The 19959-nt window shown below is 73.8% G+C and carries 17 protein-coding genes and 2 pseudogenes; 9 read left to right on the forward strand and 10 right to left on the reverse strand.

Translation table 11 applies throughout. The features are described from left to right. Nucleotides 1–88 precede the first annotated feature (88 nt). On the reverse strand, nt 89–1000 hold the full coding sequence (locus tag AB0F01_RS28410) for an aldo/keto reductase family oxidoreductase (RefSeq protein ID WP_362101579.1): 912 nt from the start codon (nt 998–1000) through the stop codon (nt 89–91). A gap of 190 nt (nt 1001–1190) precedes the next feature. On the opposite strand from AB0F01_RS28410, the gene AB0F01_RS28415 reads away from it, so the two are divergent. Beyond that, complete coding sequence (locus AB0F01_RS28415) at nt 1191–2072, forward strand: helix-turn-helix transcriptional regulator (protein WP_362101419.1); 882 nt, start codon at nt 1191–1193, stop codon at nt 2070–2072. A gap of 223 nt (nt 2073–2295) precedes the next feature. Continuing rightward, nucleotides 2296–4401: an ATP-binding domain-containing protein gene (locus tag AB0F01_RS28420; protein WP_362101422.1), complete on the forward strand. Its 2106-nt coding sequence runs from the start codon at nt 2296–2298 to the stop codon at nt 4399–4401. Between the two features lie 142 nt (nt 4402–4543). Here the strand turns inward: AB0F01_RS28420 and AB0F01_RS28425 are convergent, their stop codons facing one another. Then, the gene (locus AB0F01_RS28425) at nt 4544–5236 is read right to left on the reverse strand and encodes a copper homeostasis protein CutC (RefSeq protein WP_362101425.1); all 693 of its coding nucleotides are present in this window, start codon (nt 5234–5236) and stop codon (nt 4544–4546) included. Between the two features lie 454 nt (nt 5237–5690). Here AB0F01_RS28425 and AB0F01_RS28430 point away from each other — a divergent pair, with 454 nt between their 5' ends. Then, nucleotides 5691–7562 carry a choice-of-anchor A family protein gene (locus tag AB0F01_RS28430; RefSeq protein WP_362101428.1) on the forward strand — a complete coding sequence of 624 codons (1872 nt, stop codon included), beginning with the start codon at nt 5691–5693 and terminating at the stop codon, nt 7560–7562. 76 nt (nt 7563–7638) lie between these two features. Here the strand turns inward: AB0F01_RS28430 and AB0F01_RS28435 are convergent, their stop codons facing one another. The 4 genes from AB0F01_RS28435 to AB0F01_RS28450 all read right to left on the reverse strand — a co-directional run bounded on the left by AB0F01_RS28435 (nt 7639) and on the right by AB0F01_RS28450 (nt 10459). Next, the gene (locus tag AB0F01_RS28435; RefSeq protein ID WP_362101431.1) at nt 7639–8319 is read right to left on the reverse strand and encodes a maleylpyruvate isomerase family mycothiol-dependent enzyme; all 681 of its coding nucleotides are present in this window, start codon (nt 8317–8319) and stop codon (nt 7639–7641) included. Nucleotides 8320–8380: 61 nt separating this feature from the next. Next, the gene (locus AB0F01_RS28440; protein WP_362101434.1) at nt 8381–9259 is read right to left on the reverse strand and encodes an alpha/beta hydrolase; all 879 of its coding nucleotides are present in this window, start codon (nt 9257–9259) and stop codon (nt 8381–8383) included. A 163-nt stretch (nt 9260–9422) separates the two neighbouring features. Continuing rightward, on the reverse strand, nt 9423–9626 hold the full coding sequence (locus AB0F01_RS28445) for a DUF397 domain-containing protein (protein ID WP_362101437.1): 204 nt from the start codon (nt 9624–9626) through the stop codon (nt 9423–9425). Continuing rightward, entirely contained in the window at nt 9623–10459 is an 837-nt protein-coding gene (locus AB0F01_RS28450) for a helix-turn-helix transcriptional regulator (RefSeq protein WP_362101440.1), read from the reverse strand. Before AB0F01_RS28450 ends, AB0F01_RS28445 begins: the two co-directional genes overlap by 4 nt. A 177-nt stretch (nt 10460–10636) precedes the next feature. Here AB0F01_RS28450 and AB0F01_RS28455 point away from each other — a divergent pair. From AB0F01_RS28455 to AB0F01_RS28465, 3 genes and pseudogenes are all read left to right on the forward strand, one after another. Then, a pseudogene (locus tag AB0F01_RS28455) lies at nt 10637–11005 on the forward strand (ATP-binding protein); the annotation flags it as partial. Nucleotides 11006–11125: 120 nt separating this feature from the next. Beyond that, complete coding sequence (locus AB0F01_RS28460; protein ID WP_362101582.1) at nt 11126–11809, forward strand: hypothetical protein; 684 nt, start codon at nt 11126–11128, stop codon at nt 11807–11809. A 10-nt stretch (nt 11810–11819) separates the two neighbouring features. Next, nucleotides 11820–12887 (forward strand): GNAT family N-acetyltransferase, encoded by a 1068-nt coding sequence (locus AB0F01_RS28465; protein ID WP_362101443.1) that lies wholly within the window; start codon nt 11820–11822, stop codon nt 12885–12887. A gap of 185 nt (nt 12888–13072) precedes the next feature. Here the strand turns inward: AB0F01_RS28465 and AB0F01_RS28470 are convergent. Both AB0F01_RS28470 and AB0F01_RS28475 read right to left on the reverse strand, forming a co-directional pair. Further along, nucleotides 13073–13333, reverse strand: a pseudogene (locus tag AB0F01_RS28470) (DUF4031 domain-containing protein); the annotation flags it as partial. After that, entirely contained in the window at nt 13330–13728 is a 399-nt protein-coding gene (locus tag AB0F01_RS28475; protein WP_362101446.1) for a hypothetical protein, read from the reverse strand. The gene AB0F01_RS28475 and the pseudogene AB0F01_RS28470, both read right to left, overlap by 4 nt. Nucleotides 13729–13783: 55 nt before the next feature. Between AB0F01_RS28475 and AB0F01_RS28480 the strand changes: the two genes are divergently transcribed. The 3 genes from AB0F01_RS28480 to AB0F01_RS28490 all read left to right on the forward strand — a co-directional run bounded on the left by AB0F01_RS28480 (nt 13784) and on the right by AB0F01_RS28490 (nt 16968). Continuing rightward, nucleotides 13784–14725: a MurR/RpiR family transcriptional regulator gene (locus tag AB0F01_RS28480; protein WP_362101449.1), complete on the forward strand. Its 942-nt coding sequence runs from the start codon at nt 13784–13786 to the stop codon at nt 14723–14725. Between the two features lie 454 nt (nt 14726–15179). After that, the gene (gene murQ / locus AB0F01_RS28485; RefSeq protein ID WP_362101451.1) at nt 15180–16178 is read left to right on the forward strand and encodes an N-acetylmuramic acid 6-phosphate etherase; all 999 of its coding nucleotides are present in this window, start codon (nt 15180–15182) and stop codon (nt 16176–16178) included. A gap of 220 nt (nt 16179–16398) precedes the next feature. Further along, nucleotides 16399–16968 carry a hypothetical protein gene (locus tag AB0F01_RS28490; RefSeq protein WP_362101454.1) on the forward strand — a complete coding sequence of 190 codons (570 nt, stop codon included), beginning with the start codon at nt 16399–16401 and terminating at the stop codon, nt 16966–16968. Nucleotides 16969–17114: 146 nt separating this feature from the next. Here AB0F01_RS28490 and groL read toward each other — a convergent pair whose 3' ends face one another. Both groL and AB0F01_RS28500 read right to left on the reverse strand, forming a co-directional pair. Continuing rightward, the gene (gene groL, locus AB0F01_RS28495) at nt 17115–18737 is read right to left on the reverse strand and encodes a chaperonin GroEL (protein WP_362101457.1); all 1623 of its coding nucleotides are present in this window, start codon (nt 18735–18737) and stop codon (nt 17115–17117) included. A gap of 615 nt (nt 18738–19352) precedes the next feature. Continuing rightward, on the reverse strand, nt 19353–19556 hold the full coding sequence (locus AB0F01_RS28500; RefSeq protein WP_004986573.1) for a cold-shock protein: 204 nt from the start codon (nt 19554–19556) through the stop codon (nt 19353–19355). Nucleotides 19557–19959 lie beyond the last annotated feature (403 nt).

Below are 19959 nucleotides of genomic sequence, written 5' to 3' on the forward strand. Positions count from 1 at the left end.
ACCCGCTACGACAAGACCGCCGAGTCCTACCAAGCAGCCGTCACCCTCGCATCGCTGCTGATGTGGGCGTGACATTTGACGACAACTCCTAGGGGTGGGAGGGGGAGGCGGACGTGGCGTACGGGGGTCGGCGGCCGATCGCGTCCAGTGCGGCGAGGTCCTCCCCGGACAGGGCGAGACCCGCGCCGGTGACGTTCTCCCGCAGATGCGCCACCGACGAGGTACCCGGGATGAGCAGGATGTTGGGCGACCGGTGCAGCAGCCAGGCCAGCGCCACCGCCATCGGCCGGACGCCGTGCCGGGCGGCCACGGCGGAGAGGACGTCGGACTGCACCGGGGCGAAGCCGCCGAGCGGGAAGAACGGCACGTAGGCGATGCCCTGGGCGGCGAGCCGGTCGAGGAGGGCGTCGTCCCGGCGGTTCGCGAGGTTGTAGAGGTTCTGCACGCACACGAACGGGGCGATGCCCTCCGCCTCGGTGACCTGTTCGGCGGTGACGTTGCTCAGGCCGAGGTGTCGGATCAGGCCCTGCTGCTGGAGTTCGACGAGCGTCTCGTAGGGCCGGGCGAGCGAACCCGGCTGCGGTCCCTCCGCGGTGCCGAGCCGGAGGTTGACGAGGTCCAGCGACTCGACGCCCAGGTTTTCCAGGTTGCTGTGCACGGCCCGGCGCAGGTCGTCCGGCTCCCGGGCCACCGGCCAGCCGCCCTGCGCGTCCCGCACGGCGCCCACCTTGGTCACGATGTGCAGGGAGTCGGGGTAGGGGTGGAGCGCCTCGCGGATCAGCCGGTTGGTGACGTGCGGCCCGTAGGCGTCGGCGGTGTCGATGTGGGTGATGCCGAGGCGTACGGCCTCCCGCAGGACCGCGAGGGCGCCGGCGTGGTCGGCCGGGGGGCCCATGACGCCCGGGCCGGTCAACTGCATGGCCCCGTAGCCGAAGCGGGTGACGGTCAGGTCCCCCATCGTCCAGGTGCCGCCGGGGAGGGTGGTCGTCGCCTCGCTCACCGAGCTGTCGGGCGGAGTGCCGGGAGGCGTGTCGGCCGCGGTGCCGGGAGGCGTGTCGGCGGAGGTTCCGAAAGGCGTGCTGGCTGAAGTGGTCATGTCCCCACCGTCCGCCCGCCCGGTCCGGTCCGCCCAGATCCCTGCCGATCCTGGGAGTGACAGGACCAGGGACACCACGCCCCCGCCGCCTACGATGGAACGCATGTCTGAGGAGAACCGGCTCGGTGACTACCTCCGGGCGCGCCGGGAGCTGGTGACGCCGGCCGACATGGGACTGCCGGTCCACGGGATCCGCCGGGTGCCGGGGTTGCGCCGCGAGGAGGTCGCCCTGCTCGCCGGCATCAGTTCGGACTACTACCTCCGGCTGGAACAGGGCCGCGACCGCAATCCGTCGGCGCAGGTCCTCGACGCGCTGGCCCGGGTGCTGCTGCTCGACGACACCGCCACGGCCTACCTCCACCAGCTCGCCGCGTCCCGGCCACGGGCCCGCCGCCGGGCCCCCCGGCGGCCCACCGTCCCGGCGGCCACGGAGCAGCTGCTGGCGACGATCGGACTGCCGGCGTTCGTGACGGACCGGACCCTCGACGTGATCGCCGTCAATCCGCTCGCCTCCGCGCTGGTGCCGTCCCTCCGGGTGGGCGAGAACCGGCTGCGCTCCTTCTTCCTCGACCCGGCCGAACACGCCCTGCACGCGGACTGGTCCCACACCGCCGCCCAGTGCGTGGCCGTCTTCCGACGCCGTCTGGGCACCGACGTCGACGATCCGCGCGTCGTGCGGCTCGTCGGTGAACTGTCCCTGGCGAGCCCCGAGTTCCGGAAGGTGTGGGCCCGCCACGACGTGCGCCCGGTGGTGGACAAGCCGATCCGGATGAACCACCCCCAGGTCGGAGAACTGAGCCTCACCCTGTCCAAGCTGGACGTCGACGGCCCCGACGGCCTGGCGCTCGCCGCCTACCACGCGGCGCCGGGCAGCGAGGACGCCGAGCGCCTGGCGCTGCTCGCCTCCCTGACCGCGGACCCCTCCCGACGCGCGACGGACCCCACCGGCGCCCGCCCGGCCCACGGGACACGCTGACCAGCAGCCCGGTACTGCACCCCCCTCCGGCCGAGAACCCGCCGTAGGCCGACCGGGGGAACGCCGTCCGTCCGGAGAAAAAAACCGTTTGGACCCGGCCCCGCTCCACGCCCTAGAATCGCCGCTTCTCCCCGCCTCCCCCTCGTGGAGCGCCGCCGCCCGGACGGAAACCGGCCGGCATTTCCGCAGCCCACCCCCCAGCAGGTCATCCGGAGGCACCCCCGTGTCCGCGTCCACGCCCGTTGACGAGCCCGTAGACGAACCCGTAGACGGTTCCGCCGACTCCCCGACGACCGGCGACGACCCCCTCGCCCGCGAACGCTCCCACCTCGCCGCGTCCCGCTCCGCCCTGCGCGCCATGCGGGAGGACGTCGAGGCGCTCGACATCCGGGACGTCACCGCCAACTGGGTCAACGCCGCCGTCCTGGAACACCAGATCGAGAACCGCGTCAAGGCCCTGGCCGACCTCGCCGACACCCCGCTGTTCTTCGGCCGGCTCGACCACCTGCACACCCCGGGCGCCGACGCGGAGGCGGACGGTGCCGCGGGCGAGCGGTTCTACATCGGGCGCCGTCACGTGCACGACGCCGACGGCGACCCCATGGTCATCGACTGGCGCGCGCCGGTGTCGCAGCCGTTCTACCGGGCCTCCCGCAAGGACCCGATGGACATCGCGCTGCGCCGCCGCTTCGGCTACACCGGCGGCGACCTCACCGCGTACGAGGACGAGCACCTGAGCGACCCGGCCGAGGCGGCCGGACCCAGCAGGCTGCTCCAGCAGGAGATCGAACGCCCGCGTGTCGGGCCGATGCGGGACATCGTCGCCACCATCCAGCCCGAGCAGGACGAGATCGTGCGCTCCGGGCTCTCCGGCAGCGTGTGCGTGCAGGGCGGCCCCGGCACCGGGAAGACCGCCGTCGGCCTGCACCGCGTCGCCTACCTGCTGTACGCGCACCGGGAGCGGCTGGCCCGCACCGGCACGCTCGTCGTCGGCCCCAACCGGTCCTTCCTGCACTACATCGAGCAGGTGCTGCCGGCGCTGGGCGAGCTGACCGTGCAGCAGGCGACGGTGGACGACCTGGTCGCGCACGTCGAGGTGCGCGGGACGGACGACGCCGCCGCGGCGACCGTCAAGGGCGACGCCCGGATGGCCGAGGTGCTGCGCCGGGCGCTCTACGCCCACGTGACGATGCCGACGGAGCCGGTCGTGGTGGTGCGCGGCTCCCGCCGCTGGCGCGTCCCGGCGTACGAACTGGAGGACATGGTCCGGGAGTTGCTGGAGCGCGACATGCGCTACGGAGCCGCCCGTGACGCACTGCCGCAGCGCATCGCGCACGCCGTGCTGGTGCAGATGGAGCGGTCCGGCGAGGCACCGGACGACCGGGTGCAGGACACGGTGGCCCGCAACAGCGCGGTGAAGGCGGCGGTCAAGGCGGTCTGGCCGGCCGTCGACCCGGCGAAGCTGGTGCTGCGGCTGCTGGGCGACCCGGACTTCCTGGCGGAGCACGCCGAGGGCCTGCTCGACGCGGAGGAGCAGAAGACGATCCTGTGGGCGAAGCCCGCCCGGTCGGTGCGGTCGGCGAAGTGGTCGGCGGCCGACGCCGTCCTGATCGACGAGGCGGGCGATCTGATCCGGCGCACGCACTCCCTCGGACACGTGGTGGTCGACGAGGCGCAGGACCTGTCCCCCATGCAGTACCGCGCGGTGGGCCGCCGCTGCAGCACCGGATCGGCGACCGTCCTCGGTGACCTGGCCCAGGGCACCACGCCGTGGGCGACCCGCAGTTGGGGCAAAGCGCTGGCCCACCTGGGCAAGCCGGAGGCGGTCGTGGAGGAGCTGACGGCCGGTTTCCGCGTGCCGACCGACGTCATCGCCTACGCCTCCCGGCTGCTCCCGCACATCGCGCCGGGGCTGACCCCGGTGGCGTCGATCCGCGAGAACCCGGGCTTCTTCGACATCCGCCGGGCCACCGCGACGGCCGACGTGCTCGCCGCCTGCCGGGAGCTGCTGCGCCGCGAGGGCTCGGTCGGCCTGATCGCCGCCGACGCCCGCGTGGCGGAGCTGGCCGAGGGGCTCACCGCAGCCGGCCTCGGCTTCGTCGCCCCGGGCGAGGAGACCACGCACACCACCCGCCTCACGCTCGTCCCGGCGTCGCTGGCCAAGGGCCTGGAGTACGACTACGTGGTCCTGGACGAGCCGGCCGCCGTGGTCGCGGCCGAGCCCGACGAGCGCACCGGGCTGCGCCGGCTGTACGTGGCGCTGACCCGCGCGGTGTCGGGACTGATCGTCACGCACCGCGCCCCGCTGCCGGAGCAACTGGCGGCCTGACACCCTCCCGGCTGCCGAAGCAACCGGCGACCCGGCACACTCTCGGCCCGCTGCCCAAGCAACCGGCGACCCGGCGCACTCCCGGCCAGCGGGCGACGAGGTGCTGCGCACCGAGGCGTACGGAGGGTGCCCGGAACCGGGTTCAGCCGCCGTCGACGGCCCGCCGCCACTCGGCGACCGCCGCGGCCGACACCGGCCCGTCCCACCCGTCGGGGCGGGCCGCCCCGCCGATGTGGAAGGCGTCGAGGCCGGCCGCGAGCAGCGCGGGCAGGTGGTCCAGGCGCAGCCCGCCGCCGACCAGCACCTGCTGCCCGTATCCCGGCTCGCCGTGCCGTCCGGCCTCGGCGCAGAGCACGGGCAGCCCCTCGTCGACCCCGGCCGGCGAGCCCGCGGTGAGGTAGGTGTCCAGGCCCGGGAGCCCGTCGAGCTGCCGGCGCAGGGCGTCCCGGTCGGCGGCGCGGTCGATGGCCCGGTGGAACGTCCACCGGCACCCGCCCAGCGCGCCGACCACCCGCTCCACCGCCGCCAGGTCCACCTGGCCGCCCGCGTCCAGGAACCCCAGGACGAACTCGTCGGCCCCGGCCCCCCGCAGCTCCCCCGCGACCCCGACGAGCCGGTCCACGTCCCCGGCGGCGAAGCCGTCCGCAAGCCGCAGCATCACCCGCAGCGAGAGGTCGACCGCCTCGCGGATCCCGGCCACCGTCGCGGGGGACGGGGTGAGGCCGTCGGCCGCCATGTCGGTGACCAGCTCCAGACGGTCCGCACCGCCTTCCTGAGCGGCGACCGCGTCCTCGACGCCGAGGGCGATCACCTCCAGCACCGCACGCTTGCTCATGGGACCCCATTCATCGGTTCATCGGTGCGCCGGTATCGGTATCGGTATCGGTATCGGTATCGGTATCGGCACCAGACTACGACGACAGGTCTAGTCCAATCTACCCGCATCGCGAACGATCCTCGGTCCCTCCGATCCGCGGTCCCTCCGATCCGCGGTCCCTCCGATCCGCGGTCCCACCGGCCTTCGGTCCCTCCGCGCCGCGGTCCCACCGACCTACGGTCCCTCCGACCCCCGCTCTCCGCCCCGAGACGACGCACCCGGCGACGACCCGATCGTCCCGTGCGCCCCGCTGGGGCCGCCCGCCCCCGTACCGGCCGACGGAGCAACCGCCCGCGGCCCACCGCCCCCGTACCGGCCGACGGAGCGACCGCCCGCGGGCCGTTGGCGTGACGGGACCCCGGATCCGGATGTCGCTCCCGCCCTGCGGACGCCCACGGCCAAACCTGCGGGCATGCATGTCATCAGACAACGCGCCTCCGCCCTCCGTTCCCGGCTCGGCCGGACCGGAGTGGCCTGCGCCCTCATGGCCGGTCTCGCCCCCGTCCTGGTCGTCGGAGCCGGTGCCGGCCCGGCGCAGGCCGCTCCGCTGCCGGGCGGGCTCGGCCCGTGCGTCCCGGGCGACTGCCCGGACCCGTTCCCCGGCATCAACAACGGCCCGTTCGCCGGCCGCGACCGGGGCATCAGCATCTTCGTCGGCGACGACTTCCTGGTCCGCGGCAGGGCCGCCGAGGCCGAGGGCAGGGTCGTCGTCCTGGACACCTTCGACATGGACAAGAGCGCCGGCGGCAGTTCCGTGTACAACGTGGGCATCGTCGGTGTCGGCTCGCGGGTTCCTCCGCCGGCCGGCGCCGACTTCCTCACCACCGGCGGGGACGTCACCGTCGCCCCCGGCCAGCGGGTGATCGCCGAGGGCGGCGTCGTCCGCCACGCCGGCACGGTCACCGGCACGGTGGACGCCACCCTCGTCCACGACCCGGACGCCGCGGTGCCGTACCGGCCGCTGCGCGACCGGCTGACGGCGGCCAGCCAGTGCTACGCCCGCGTCGACGGAGCATCCCGCCCGGCCACGGGCACCGCGGTCAACCAGGGCTACCGGACCCTGTTCACGGGCGACGGCACCTCACCGATCCAGGTGTTCAACGTCGACTTCGACCTGACCGGCCCCGGCGGGGGCCAGCAGGGGATCGCCTTCGCCGGCATCCCGGACGGCGCCACGATCCTGGTGAACCTCGTCGGCACCGAGCGGGTCGTCAACACCTACAGCGGCGGCATCGACGACGCGACCGACCCGCTCAACGCCCACCGCGAGCGGCTGCTGTGGAACTTCCCCGACGCGACCACCGTGGACCTGACCGGCTCGGGCCAGTTCCAGGGGAGCGTCCTGGTCGGGCAGCAGGCGTCCATGACGACGGTGACCCTGCCGGGCATGAACGGCCGGTTCTTCACCACCGGCTCGCTCACCCACACCAGCGCACAGACCGGCGTCGAGTTCCACTCGTACCCCTTCGACGGCGACCTGCCGGACTGCGACGGCGACGAGCCGGTCACCGGCGAGGTCCGGATCGACAAGACCGACGCGACGACGGGCGACCCCCTGCCGGGCGCACTCTTCGAGCTGTGGCGGGAGACCAACGGCACGGCCGGTCTCCAGACCTCCGGCGCCGACCCCGACACGCGCCTCGGTGACACCTGCACCACCGGCCCGGACGGCGCCTGCGCCCGCACCGTCGAGCCCGGCACCTACTACTGGCGGGAGACCGCGGCCCCCGACGGGTACGACCTCCCCGACCCGGGCGTCTTCGGCCCCCTGGTCCTGACCGGGGACGACACCGAGGAGGGGGTCCGCGTCACTGCGGAGAACACCCGCAGCGAGCAGCCCGGCCCCGAGGGCTCCCTCCGGGTGGAGAAGACCGACGCGGACGACGGCGCCCCCCTCGCGGGCGCGTCCTTCGCCCTCTGGCGGGAGACCAACGGAACGCCTGGGCTCCAGACCGACGGCGACGACCCCGACACCATGACGGGCCGGAACTGCTCCACGGGCACCGCCGGGACCTGCGCCTTCGACGGCCTGCCGCTCGGCGAGTACTACGTGGTCGAGACGGCCGTGCCCGAGGGGTACGAGCCTCCCGTCGACCCGGTCAGCGGCCCGCACGAGCTGACCGCGGACAACGCCGGGGACGGCGTCACCGTCCGGCTGGTCAACGAGCGCGGCGAACCCGACGAGCCGGATGAGCCGGAGGAGCCCGACGAGAACGGCTACGGGGACTCCGGCGGCTACGGCACCGGCCACGGAAAGGACCACGGCGGCTACGGGAGCCGCTGACCCCCGTCCGCCCGTCCGCCGTCACCGGTCGCGGGGCGTGCGCCCCGCGACCGGTGCGCACGCCCCGGGCGGGCCCTCAGTCCCCGAAGATGTTCAGCTCCTCCGCCCGCGCCCCCGCCAGTTCGTACGACGCGCCGTGGACCGAGCGCCCCGCGTACAGGCGCACCAGGGTGGCGCCGTCCCCGATGTAGCGCGCGGGCGGGCGCTCGCCCGAGATGTCGCCCAGGCGCAGCGGCTCATCGGCGTCGTCCAGGTCGGCGTGCAGGGGGAGGTGGTGGTCGCGGCAGGTCACGTAGGCCAGCAGGGCGAGCGCCCGGGGCAGCCGGTCGCCGCCGTACGCGCCCGGCTCCGCGAAGGTCTCCCGGAGGTCCCCGGCGTGCACCCACTCCCCGAGGGCGAGCCCGTCCAGCGCACCGCCCGCCCGGGCGATCACCGGGCCGACCTCGGTCAGCCCGCGCTCGAACTCGTCGACGATCCGCCCGTTGCTCCAGTCGGCCCGCTCGGCGATGTCGCGGTCGTTGGACTCGGGCGAGAACACCCCCTCCTCCAGCCGGTTCTCCAGCACCCGGGTGAACGCGGACGAGCAGTGCGCCAGCACGTCCCGCACCGTCCACCCCGGACAGGCCGCGACCGGCAGCGCGAAGTCCCCGTCCGGGCGCGCCCGCAGCAGCGGCACCAGCGCGTCCCGCTCGTCGGCGAGCAGCCGCCCGGGCAGCTCGGGGTCACGTACGTCGTGCACATCGGCAGGAGTCGTCATGCGCCCCACGCTAACGGCGGCACCGCCCCGGACGGCGGCACTTTCCGGGGTGGCCGCGCGGTCAGTCCGCGGAGGGGGCGGTGAGGGAGGCGAGCTCGCCCAGGACGCGGGCGGCCGGCGCCGGGTCGACCAGCCACTTGAGGTGACTGCCCGGCAGCGTGCGGACGTCGTAGGGGTTGTCCGGCGTCAGCGCGTCGCCCTCGCGGATCAGCCGGTCCTGCAGCGCGAGCGGCATGCTCGCGTCGTCGGCCAGGCGGACGTACGTCTTCGGCACCCGCCCCCAGGTCGCCGCCTGGGCCCGGTCGGCGGAGGTGCCGGCGTCCAGGTTCTCGTCGGGCTGGAAGGTGTTGAGGAAGGTCAGGAACTCCTCGTCGGTGCCGTCGGCGAGGAAGGCCGCCTTCAACGCGGCGAGGGCGGCCGGGTCGGCGGTGCGGAAGTTGACGCGGAGCAGGCCGAGTTCGGCGGGGTTCCCGGCCGCCGCCAGGGCCAGGGAGGCGGCGTCGACGTCGGCCATCTCCGGCTCGCCGTAGTAGTCGCCGACGTCGAGCGCGACCGGGCACCAGGCCGCCACATAGACGATGCGGTCGATGAGGTCCGGCCGGGCGTTGGCCGCCGCCGTGGCGGTGACGCCGCCCCGGCTGTGGGCGACGAGGACCACCGGGCCGTTCCGCTTCGCCCGCTCCAGGATCCCGATCAGGTGCGCGGCGTTGTCGGCCAGCGTGACGCCCTTGATCGCCCCGGGCGCGACGGCGAGGGCTTCCAGGTCCTGCGGCGCCTGGTAGGCGCGGGTGTAGGTGGCCGCGAAGCCGTGCCCGGGCAGGTCGACGGCGACCGACCGGTGCCCGAGCAGCCCGAGTTCGGCCTGGAGCGGCGCGAACGAGAAGGAGTTGGCGAAGGCCCCGTGGACCAGGACGTAGGTCGGTTGCACTCGGCAGCTCATTTCTTCCGGCGGGGCGGGGCGCGGACGGCTGATCGCGCATCCGCCGGTCACGCTACCGAGCGCAGGACCGCAGCACGATCGACTTTCGGAACGTCAGTGGGGCCGCCCCCCGCGGGAACGACCCCCCGGAACCCGCCGGCGGCCGGCCGACGCCCGATCCCGGTCAGTCAGCGCGACGCGCGTGTGTGACGAAGGCCGACCAGGCGGCAGGGGACACGGTGAAGACGCCCCGGCCGGTGTCCTTGGAGTCACGGACGTGGACCGAGGCGGGGAGGGCGGCGACCTCGACGCACTCGCCGCCCGCGCCCCCGCTGTAGGTGGACGTGAACCAGTGGAGTGCACGGGCCTGGGACTGCTCGGTGTTCATAGGTCTCCTTGCAGCAACTTCTCGACGTGGCGCACGGATTCGGCAGGGGACAGCGCCTGTGCCCGCAGGATTCCATACCGCACGGCGAACCCCCGTACGCTTTCCCGCTTGGTGATCACGCGCCCGTTGGCCTGGCTCTCCACGTACGCCACTTGTTCACCGCCCTCCGGCGTCATCATCGTGAACGGTCCGTCCGCCCCCGCGTGGTCGGTGACCCGGGTCGGCATGACCTGGATCTCGACGTGGGGGTTCTCGGCGATGTGCAGCATGTGTTCCAACTGGCCGCGCAGCACCTCCACTCCGCCGACCGGACGGCTCAGGACGGATTCCTCGATGACGAAGCTCAGCGTCGGAGCCGGCCTGCGCCCGTAGATGCCGTGGCGGGCCATGCGCGCCGCCACCATCTGCTCGATCTCGTCCTCGCGCCGCCGTGGCCGCCACACGGTGAACATGGTGCGCGCGTACTCCTCCGTCTGGAGCAGGCCGGGCACGGCCAGCACGGCGTACGCGTGGAACTCGACGGCCTCCTCCTCGATGCGCGCCGCGTCCCGGAAGAAGGCCGGGTACCGCGTGAGGGCCACGGCCCGCTTCATGGCGAGCAGCAGCCCCCCACCCTCCAGGGCGCTGTCGAGATGGTCGATCGTCTCCGGCCGCGGGATCCGGCGCCCTTGCTCGATGGCGGCGATCTGCGCCTCGCTGTAACCGAGTCGAGGGGCGAGCGCGGCTTGGGTGAGGCCGCAGCGTTCGCGAAGAATCTTGACCTGCCTGCCGAAGGAGCGCAGCAACTCATCGGCCGGGTCCTCGGCCCGCCTCGCCTCCGCGTTCTGCGCCATGAGCGCTCCTCTCTCTCCCTCACCGACAGGCACTCGCTGCACCCCTACAGACACGCTGTGTCAGGGCGTCACGACTCGTCACGGTACGCATGGACCGGCACGCTCACTGCCATGACGACCGAAACCACCCCCAACGAGCGCACCGCTCGGCCGGCCGCCCCCGCCGAACACTTCTCGATGTGCTTCAGCTCCACCCCGCGAGGTGCCCGCCTCGCCCGGCGGCTCGCCGCGCACCGTCTGGACTCCTGGGGCTTCGCCTACGACTCCGAGGTGAACGACACCGTGACGCTGGTGGTGGCCGAACTCGTCGCCAACGCGGTGACCCACGGGCGGGTCCCGGGCCGCGACGTCCGCCTGGGCCTGACGCTGACCGGTGCCCGGGACCTCCTCCGCGTCGAGGTCACCGACTCCCGGGCCGGCGACGTGCCGGCGGCTTCGCCCGCTCCTCCCCGGGACCCGGAGGCGGAGGCGGGCCGCGGGCTGTGGCTGGTGTCCCGGCTGGTGAGCCGGCTGTCCGTCGGGCCGCGCGCGGAGGGCGGGCCGGGCAAGACGGTGCGGGCGGAACTGGACCTCCGCGGCGGCGCCCCGGCGGGTCAGGGTGCCGTCGAGCGGGCCGGGGAGCCGCCGGAGGTCGTGCCGGCCGTCTCCACCCGGCACCATGTCCCCATGGCCGACACCGATGACGCCGACAGCGCCCTGCGTGATCTGCGCGCCCGTTTCGCCCGTGCCCTGGAGGGCGCCCGGGGCCCCGGGGGCGGCCCGGACCCGGCGCCGTACGCCGACGCCCTGCTGGCGCGCTGGGCGGAGCCGCAACGGCGCTACCACACCGTCGCCCACCTGACCGCCGTGCTGGACCACGTCGACGCGCTGGCGGGGCACGCGGACGACCCGGACGTGGTCCGGCTGGCCGCCTGGTTCCACGACGCCGTGTACCTGCCGGACCGCTCCGAGAACGAGGAACGGTCGGCCCGGCTGGCCGAGCGGGCGCTGACCGAGGCCGGGGTGCCCGAGGCGAAGGTGGCGGAGGTGGCCCGGCTGGTCCGGCTCACGGTGACGCACGACCCCGCCGACGACGACCGCGACGGGCAGGTGCTGTGCGACGCCGACCTGGCGGTCCTCGCCTCGCCGCCGTCCGCCTACGCCGCCTACACGGTGGCCGTCCGCGAGGAGTACCACTTCGTCCCGGTGGACGCCTTCCGGGAGGGCCGCGCGTCCGTGCTGCGCCAACTGCTCGGTCTGCCACGCCTGTTCCGCACCCCGTACGGGGCGGAACACTGGGAGGCCACGGCCCGCCACAACCTCCGCGGCGAGCTGGACATGCTGTCGACCCCGGCACCGCCGCCCGCTTAGGGTCGGCCCCATGGATGCCACGGGCGCACGACAGGTCGAGGACGCCGTCGCGGACTGCGTGAGCGCGCTGGGGGCGGCCGTCGGCCGGGACTGGCGGGCCGTACGGGCCGAGGGGCTGGAGTGGGACTGCCGGCGGACGGCGGAGCACATCGCCGACGACCTGATCTCCTACGCGGGCCAGCTCGCCGGGCGGGCAACCGACGCCTACGTCCCCTTCGGGATCGCTCTGGAGGACGGCACCGACAACGCCGGTGCCCTGCACGTGATCCGCACGGCCGGAACCCTGCTGGCCGCCACCGTGCGCAGCACCCCGCGCGCGGTGCGCGCCTTCCACCCGTTCCCGTTCCGGCACGCGAACCGCGAGGGGTTCGCGGCGATGGGGGTGGCCGAGGTGCTGCTGCACACGCACGACATCGCCGCCGGGCTGGGTGTGGCGTACGAACCGCCCGCCGCGCTCGCCGAGTTCGTGCTGACGCGGCTCTTCCCGGAGGTGCGGCCGGGGCCGGCGCCCTGGCCGACGCTGCTGTGGGCGACCGGGCGCGGGGACCTGCCCGGCCGGGAGCGGGTGAGCGCGTGGCGGTGGAGCAACAACCTGGTGGTACCGGCCGGGCGGCTCGTCCTGGAGGGCGTCACGCCGGCGGCCGCCGCCGACCTGTCGGTGGGCGGGGGCGGCGGGTTCCGCTGGGTGGACTCGGGGCCGTACGACGGGACGCGGGACGCGGCCGGGGCACTGCTCAAGGCGTACGGGGCGGGGGTGCTGCGGGCCCGGTGGGGGATGTTCGTCATGGTGCGCCGGGAGGACGACCGCGCGGTCGGCGGCATCGGCTTCCACGGCCCGCCGGACGAGGACGGCCGGGTGGAGATCGGCTACGACCTGTCCCCCGAGGCGCGCGGCCACGGGTACGCGACGGAGGCGCTGCGCGGACTGTCGGCGTGGGCGCTGGAGCAGCCGGAGGTGACGTCGGTGTTCGCGGCCACCGAACCGGACAACCTCGCCTCCCAGGCCGTGATCGGGAGGGCCGGGTTCACCCGGATCGGCGGGGGCGAGGAGGAGTTCGCCTACGAGCTGCGCCGCTGACCCGGGCCGCCCACGGCCGGCCCGGGAAGCGGACGGGAACCGAAGACGCCCCCGGCGCCGGGGAGACCCGGGCCACCGGGCAGACCCGGGCCACCGGAGAGAGCGGAGCCACCGGGCAGACCCGAGCTGCCGGAGAGGCCCGGGGCGCCGGAGAGGCCCGGCACCGCGCTGCGGCCCGTGCCCGTGCTCGCGCCCTTGCGGCGGCGCAGCCCGGCCCCGTGCAACAGGCGCACCACCTCGCGGCTGCTGACCTCCAGCGCGCCCGCCAGCACGACCTCGCCGTACCGGTGCTCGGGGATGTCGTAGTGGTCGCGTTCGAAGGCGCGGCGCGGGACGCCGAGGCGGGCGGCGAACAGGTGCAGTTCGTCGTAGGAGACGTCGCTGACGAGGTGGGACCACAGGCGGCCGTGGCCCGGCCAGGTGGGCGGGTCGATGTAGAGCGTCATGGGGCCGGCGTGCCGCCCGTCGCCCCGGGGCCCAGTGAGCCGACCGCCGCGACCTTCACGCCCGCCTTGTGGCACACCCAGTGCGGGTCCGGGCCCAGCTCCGGCTCCACCTCCAGCGCGTGCGGGTCGCCGGATCCGCACACCGGACAGACGGGCCAGCGGCCGTACCGTTCCAGCAGGGCGTCCTGCACGTCCTGGGCGACCAGCCCGGCGAGGAACGCGGCGCCCTCCGGCCACTGCTCGACCCACCACCGCCGGTGCGCGACCGACTCCTCGACCAGCGACACCACGTCCGCGTCGGCGACCTCGCGCGCGACGAGGTCGGCGAGGACGAGGGCCCTGGCCGCGTGCAGCGCCTGCTCCAGCGAACTGACGGGGGTGTTGTCGGGGTGCATGCCCCTATTGTGCGCACTCTTGACCCCGACGCCGAGACGAAAATATCTTTCAGGAGTGACCCAGGACGTGAAGGAAATTTTCGCCCAGGACCGCGGACCGGGCGGCTCCGCCTCCGCCCCGCCCGCACCCGCCGCCCTCGCGGCCAAGGTGCGCACGCTGGCGCCGTCGATGACGCGCTCCATGCAGCGCGTCGCCGAGGCCGTCGCGGGCGACCCGGCCGGCTGCGCCGCCCTCACGGTCACCGGGCTCGCCGAGCTGACCGGCACCAGCGAGGCCACCGTCGTGCGCACCGCCCGCCTCCTCGGCTACCCGGGCTACCGCGACCTGCGCCTGGCCCTGGCCGGGCTCGCCGCCCAGCAGCAGTCCGGCCGGGCTCCGGCCATCACGACCGACATCGCGGTGGACGACCCCATCGCCGACGTCGTCGCCAAACTCGCCTACGACGAGCAGCAGACCCTCGCCGACACCGCCGCCGGACTGGACACCGTGCAGCTCGGTGCCGCCGTCACCGCGCTCGCGGGCGCCCGGCGCACCGACGTGTACGGCCTCGGCGCCTCCGGACTGGTCGCGCAGGACCTCACCCAGAAGCTGCTGCGCATAGGTCTGATAGCCCATGCCCCCAGCGATCCGCACCTCGCGGTGACCAACGCCGTGCAGCTCCGTCCGGGCGACGTGGCGATCGCCATCACCCACTCCGGGTCGACGGGGGACGTCATCGAACCGCTCCGGGTGGCCTTCGAGCACGGGGCGACGACCGTGGCAGTCACCGGCCGCCCCGACGGCCCGGTCACCCAGTACGCCGACCACGTACTGACCACGTCCACCGCCCGCGAGAGCGAGCTGCGGCCGGCCGCGATGTCCTCCCGGACCAGTCAACTGCTCGTCGTCGACTGCCTGTTCGTCGGCGTCGCGCAGCGGACCTACGAACAGGCCGCACCGGCCCTGTCGGCGTCCTACGAGGCCCTGGCCCACCGCCACCGCAGCGGCCCGCGGTAGGCGCGGCGGGGTTGGGGCGGGGCGGGAAGAGGCGGCGCAGCGTCCCGCGGCACGGAACAGCTCGCCCCGCCGCGCGGAACGGTCCGCCCGGCCACGCGGCACGGACGGCCGGACGGACGGATGGACGGATGGACGGACCGGCGGACCGGCCGACGGGCCGGTCGGCGGACCGGACGGCGGACCGGACGGCGGCAGGACGGGGCGGGTGCCGGAACGGCCGCCGGACGACCGGCCGCGCTCCGCCTGGACGACCGCCCCTCCTCCTCGGCTCTCCGTTCCGTTCCCCCGATCCCCCGATTCCCGATCCCCCGATTCCCGACCCCTTGTCCTCCCCACACCACGCACCACCACCGGGCTCCCCCCAGCAGTGCCACGGCCACCGGACGACCGCGGCCCGCCCCGGACCCACGGACCAGACCGACCGGAGAGACCGGAGACCGGAGAGACCCGCACCATGACCGACCGTCCCGCCGCCGACCACCCCGCGCCCGACGGGCGCCTGCCCGATCCGTCCCCGTCCCACGCTCTGCGCGCCCAGCTGGAGACCCTGGCCACCGAGGCGTTCCGCCCGGAGCTCGCGGAGATCGACCGGCTGCCCACCCTCGAGATCGCACGGCTGATGAACGGCGAGGACGCCACCGTCGCCACCGCGGTCGCCCGGCGGCTGCCGGAGATCGCCGCCGCCGTCGACGCCGTCGCCGACCGGATGTCCCGGGGCGGCCGACTCGTCTACGCCGGGGCGGGCACCGCCGGCCGGCTCGGCGTGCTGGACGCCTCCGAGTGCCCACCGACCTTCAACACCGACCCCGGACAGGTCGTCGGCCTCATCGCGGGCGGCCCCGCCGCCATGGTCACCTCCGTCGAAGGGGCCGAGGACTCCGCCGCCCTCGCCCGCGCCGACCTGGACGCGCTCGGACTGACCGCCGACGACACGGTGGTCGGCGTCTCCGCCTCCGGCCGCACCCCCTACGCCGTCGGCGCCGTCACCCATGCCCGTGCCCTCGGTGCCCTGACCGTCGGGCTGGCCTGCAACCCGGACAGCGCGCTGGCCGCCGCCGCGGACCACGGCATCGAGGTCGTCGTCGGCCCGGAACTGCTCACCGGTTCCACCCGGCTCAAGGCGGGCACCGCCCAGAAACTCGTCCTGAACATGCTGTCGACGATCACCATGATCCGGCTGGGCAAGACGTACGGGAACCTGATGGTCGACGTGCGCGCCTCCAACGACAAGCTGCGCGCCCGGTCCCACCGGATCGTCGCCCTGGCCACCGGCGCGGACGACGACGCCGTCGAGCGGGCCCTGACCGCGACCGACGGCGAGGTGAAGCACGCCGTCCTGGTGCTGCTCACCGACGCGGACGCTGCCACCGCCGCCCGCCTCCTCGACGAGGCCGACGGCCACCTCCGGGTCGCGCTCGCCAAGGCCGGGGGCGCCCCGGGGGCGGACGGCTGACGCCACGGCCGACCGGGGCCACCTGAGCCGGGAGGGCCGCAGTCACGGTTCACGATCACGGTCACGGGTCACGGCTGTGACAGGCTCCAGGGCCGCTGGGATACTCGTAGCGACTCCGACCCCGACCCCTACCCCGACCCCGGCACTGGGACCGACGTCGGAACCGGACCGACCCCGGGGCAGCGGAGCCCGCGAACCCCACCCCACGGAGACGGACGCCATGAACCACGCGCAGCTCACCGCACTGGGGCGTGCCCTGCGCCTGCTCGGCGAACACGGCGAGGCGCTCGGCGGCGACACACCGGACGCCAAGCTGCACGAGGTGAAGGCGGACCTGCGGCGGGCCCTGGACCTGCTGGAGGAGGGCGTCGGCTCGGCCGCGCCGAGCACCCGCTGCCCCGAGCACCCCACCGGCCCGGTCGACGAGAGCGCGCCCGACCTGTGCCTGCTGTGCGAGACGCGCCGACGGGCCGCCCGCCGCGCCGAGTTTAACGGCCCGGCGCCGCAGTACCCGCCCGCCGAGCCGGTCCCGTCCCGCTACGGGGTGAGCGGCGACCGGCCGCAGCCGCAGCAGCGCTGGCTGCCGGAGCTGTGGAACGGTCAGGTGTGGCAGCTGTGCGGCACCCCGCGCCGGGACCGCCGCGAGGCCGAGCTGTACCTCGCCGCCCTGCGGCGCGGCCCCCGGCCCGCGATGGCGTACCGGATCGTCCACGAGTTCACCGACTACGAGGTGCTGCGGGTGTGGGGCACCCCGGTGCGCGTCGACATCGAGCCGATGGGCGGCCTCTGACCGACCCCCGCGACCGCCGCCCCCGCGACCGCCGGCACCCGGGTGCCGGGTGCCGGGTGCCCTGACACGCCCGAGGGCGGCACCCCCTGTCGTCCAGGGAGTGCCGCCCTCGTTCGTGCGTCGGACGGATCCGATCCTCGGGAGGATCAGAAGTCCATGTCACCGCCCGGCATGCCGCCGCCGGCCGGGGCCGCGTTCTTCTCCGGCTTGTCGGCGATGACGGCCTCGGTGGTGAGGAACAGCGCGGCGATGGAGGCGGCGTTCTGCAGCGCGGAACGGGTCACCTTCGCCGGGTCGATGATGCCTTCGGCGATCATGTCGACGTACTCGCCGGTCGCGGCGTTCAGGCCGTGGCCGACGGTGAGGTTGCGGACCTTCTCCACCACGACGCCGCCCTCGAGACCACCGTTGACGGCGATCTGCTTCAGCGGGGCCTCCAGGGCGAGCTTCACGGCGTTGGCGCCGGTCGCCTCGTCACCCTCGAGCTCCAGCTTCTCGAAGACCTGGGAGGCCTGCAGCAGGGCCACGCCACCACCGGCGACGATGCCCTCCTCGACGGCCGCCTTGGCGTTGCGCACGGCGTCCTCGATGCGGTGCTTGCGCTCCTTGAGCTCCACCTCGGTCGCGGCACCGGCCTTGATGACGGCCACGCCGCCGGCCAGCTTCGCCAGGCGCTCCTGGAGCTTCTCGCGGTCGTAGTCCGAGTCGCTGTTCTCGATCTCGGCCCGGATCTGGTTCACGCGGCCCTGGACCTGGTCGGCCGAGCCCGAACCGTCGACGATGGTCGTCTCGTCCTTGGTGATGACGACCTTGCGCGCCTTGCCCAGCAGGTCGAGGGTGGCGTTCTCCAGCTTGAGACCGACCTCCTCGGAGATGACCTCGCCGCCCGTGAGGATGGCGATGTCGCCGAGCATGGCCTTGCGACGGTCACCGAAGCCCGGGGCCTTGACCGCGACGGACTTGAAGGTGCCGCGGATCTTGTTGACGACCAGGGTCGACAGGGCCTCGCCCTCGACGTCCTCGGCGATGATCAGCAGCGGCTTGCCCGACTGCATGACCTTCTCCAGGAGCGGGAGCAGGTCCTTGACGTTGGAGATCTTGGAGTTGGCGATCAGGATGTACGGGTCGTCGAGGACGGCCTCCATACGCTCCATGTCGGTGGCGAAGTACGCCGAGATGTAGCCCTTGTCGAAGCGCATACCCTCGGTGAGCTCCAGCTCCAGACCGAAGGTCTGGGACTCCTCGACGGTGATGACGCCTTCCTTGCCGACCTTGTCCATGGCCTCGGCGATGAGCTCGCCGATCTGGGTGTCGGCGGCGGAGATGGAGGCCGTGGAAGCGATCTGCTCCTTGGTCTCGACGTCCTTCGCCTGCTCCAGCAGGGCGGCGGAGACCGACTCGACGGCCTTCTCGATGCCGCGCTTGAGGGCCATCGGGTTGGCGCCGGCGGCTACGTTGCGCAGGCCCTCCTTGACCAGGGCCTGGGCGAGGACGGTCGCGGTGGTCGTACCGTCACCGGCGACGTCGTCCGTCTTCTTGGCGACTTCCTTGACCAGCTCGGCGCCGATCTTCTCGTACGGGTCCTCGAGCTCGATCTCCTTGGCGATGGAGACACCATCGTTGGTGATCGTGGGGGCGCCCCACTTCTTCTCGAGGACGACGTTGCGGCCCTTGGGGCCGAGCGTCACCTTGACGGCGTCCGCGAGCTGGTTCATGCCGCGCTCGAGGCCGCGCCGCGCCTCCTCGTCGAACGCGATGATCTTGGCCATGTGAAGTGGTCCCTCCAGGACTGGGGGTGATTCCTTCGGACCGCGCCCGCGCCCGCGACGGACGGCTCGCCGGCCTCGTGGTTCCTTGCCCCACACGGCCTGCGGGCCTCACCGACCCGGTCCTTCGTTGTCACTCTCACCTTCAGAGTGCTAACGCCAATGATTAGCACTCGACCCCTCCGAGTGCAAGGCGCTCCCGCGAAGCGGGCCCGTCGGAGGGTCGGGGCGCGCGGGCGTGCCCGCAGGCGCGGTCCGGGACGGGGGGAGGTGTCTCCCGGGCACCACGGCACGAGGGCCGACGGGGCCCGTGTGCTGGGAGGACGGCGGAGGACGGCGGTGCGGAGGCACCCCGGGCGGGGGGTGGCACGGGGGTGGTACGGGGGGCGCGGCGACACCCCGTACGGCCCCTCGCGCGCGTGGGCGCGAAGGAGAGGAAGGCGCGCTCTCAGCGGTCGGCGAACACGGGTGTACGGCGCCGCCGGGACGGGGAGCGCGGGCGGCCCGGGCGCACGGCCGGCCGCCCCCTTGCGGAGGCGCCGGCGCACGGCGAAGGGCCCGCACCCCGGGAGGTGCGGGCCCCTCGTCAGCAGAAGCTGCTTGCGGCTGGTAGCGCGTTCAGGCGGTGACGCGAACCATGTCGGCCTGCGGGCCCTTCTGGCCCTGCGAGATCTCGAATTCGACCCGCTGGCCCTCTTCAAGGGTGCGGTACCCGTCCATCTGGATGGCGCTGTAGTGGACGAAAACATCCGCACCACCGTCGACCGCGATGAAGCCGTACCCCTTCTCCGCGTTGAACCACTTGACGGTGCCCTGAGCCATGCCTAACTCCCCTATTACTGGCCCTTGCACAGATCCACACTTCGCGGACCCGGGTCAGACCTCACCCCCCATTGGAGTGGGGGCGTGCGCCGGAACGCGTCGACCGCGGCTGAATGTATCTGTCCAACTGCCGTCTGCAACAGGTCAATCGGACGAGAAATCTGGACGCCGCCGGTCCGGAATGTTGTGCAACTTCGCCCGAATTCAGGGCAAACCGGGTCACGCAAACGCCACAAAAGCCGCGAAAGGCGCACAGACTTTGGCTACTTATCGTCGGGCGAGCGGCAGGAATTCACGGTTCCCGATCGAGGGACCGGGGCCGCGTTCCCCAACCCTATCGCGTTCAATCCCATGGAATTGCCCCCTCCGCTTCTCTCACGGAGGGGGCAACGAGTTCCACGCT

This window comes from Streptomyces sp. NPDC029526, from assembly GCF_040637405.1.
In the GTDB taxonomy this organism is placed as follows: domain Bacteria; phylum Actinomycetota; class Actinomycetes; order Streptomycetales; family Streptomycetaceae; genus Streptomyces.

Bases quoted from the DNA above. Each gene is read 5' to 3' on its own strand.
- AB0F01_RS28430 (WP_362101428.1), top strand. From the start codon at position 5,691: ATGCATGTCATCAGACAACGCGCCTCCGCCCTCCGTTCCCGGCTCGGC.
- AB0F01_RS28460 (WP_362101582.1), top strand. From the start codon at position 11,126: ATGGCCGACACCGATGACGCCGACAGCGCCCTGCGTGATCTGCGCGCC.
- AB0F01_RS28415 (WP_362101419.1), top strand. From the start codon at position 1,191: ATGGAACGCATGTCTGAGGAGAACCGGCTCGGTGACTACCTCCGGGCG.
- groL (WP_362101457.1), bottom strand. From the start codon at position 18,737: ATGGCCAAGATCATCGCGTTCGACGAGGAGGCGCGGCGCGGCCTCGAG.
- AB0F01_RS28445 (WP_362101437.1), bottom strand. From the start codon at position 9,626: ATGAACACCGAGCAGTCCCAGGCCCGTGCACTCCACTGGTTCACGTCC.
- AB0F01_RS28435 (WP_362101431.1), bottom strand. From the start codon at position 8,319: ATGACGACTCCTGCCGATGTGCACGACGTACGTGACCCCGAGCTGCCC.
- AB0F01_RS28490 (WP_362101454.1), top strand. From the start codon at position 16,399: ATGAACCACGCGCAGCTCACCGCACTGGGGCGTGCCCTGCGCCTGCTC.
- AB0F01_RS28500 (WP_004986573.1), bottom strand. From the start codon at position 19,556: ATGGCTCAGGGCACCGTCAAGTGGTTCAACGCGGAGAAGGGGTACGGC.
- AB0F01_RS28475 (WP_362101446.1), bottom strand. From the start codon at position 13,728: ATGCACCCCGACAACACCCCCGTCAGTTCGCTGGAGCAGGCGCTGCAC.
- AB0F01_RS28440 (WP_362101434.1), bottom strand. From the start codon at position 9,259: ATGAGCTGCCGAGTGCAACCGACCTACGTCCTGGTCCACGGGGCCTTC.
- AB0F01_RS28450 (WP_362101440.1), bottom strand. From the start codon at position 10,459: ATGGCGCAGAACGCGGAGGCGAGGCGGGCCGAGGACCCGGCCGATGAG.
- murQ (WP_362101451.1), top strand. From the start codon at position 15,180: ATGACCGACCGTCCCGCCGCCGACCACCCCGCGCCCGACGGGCGCCTG.
- AB0F01_RS28425 (WP_362101425.1), bottom strand. From the start codon at position 5,236: ATGAGCAAGCGTGCGGTGCTGGAGGTGATCGCCCTCGGCGTCGAGGAC.
- AB0F01_RS28465 (WP_362101443.1), top strand. From the start codon at position 11,820: ATGGATGCCACGGGCGCACGACAGGTCGAGGACGCCGTCGCGGACTGC.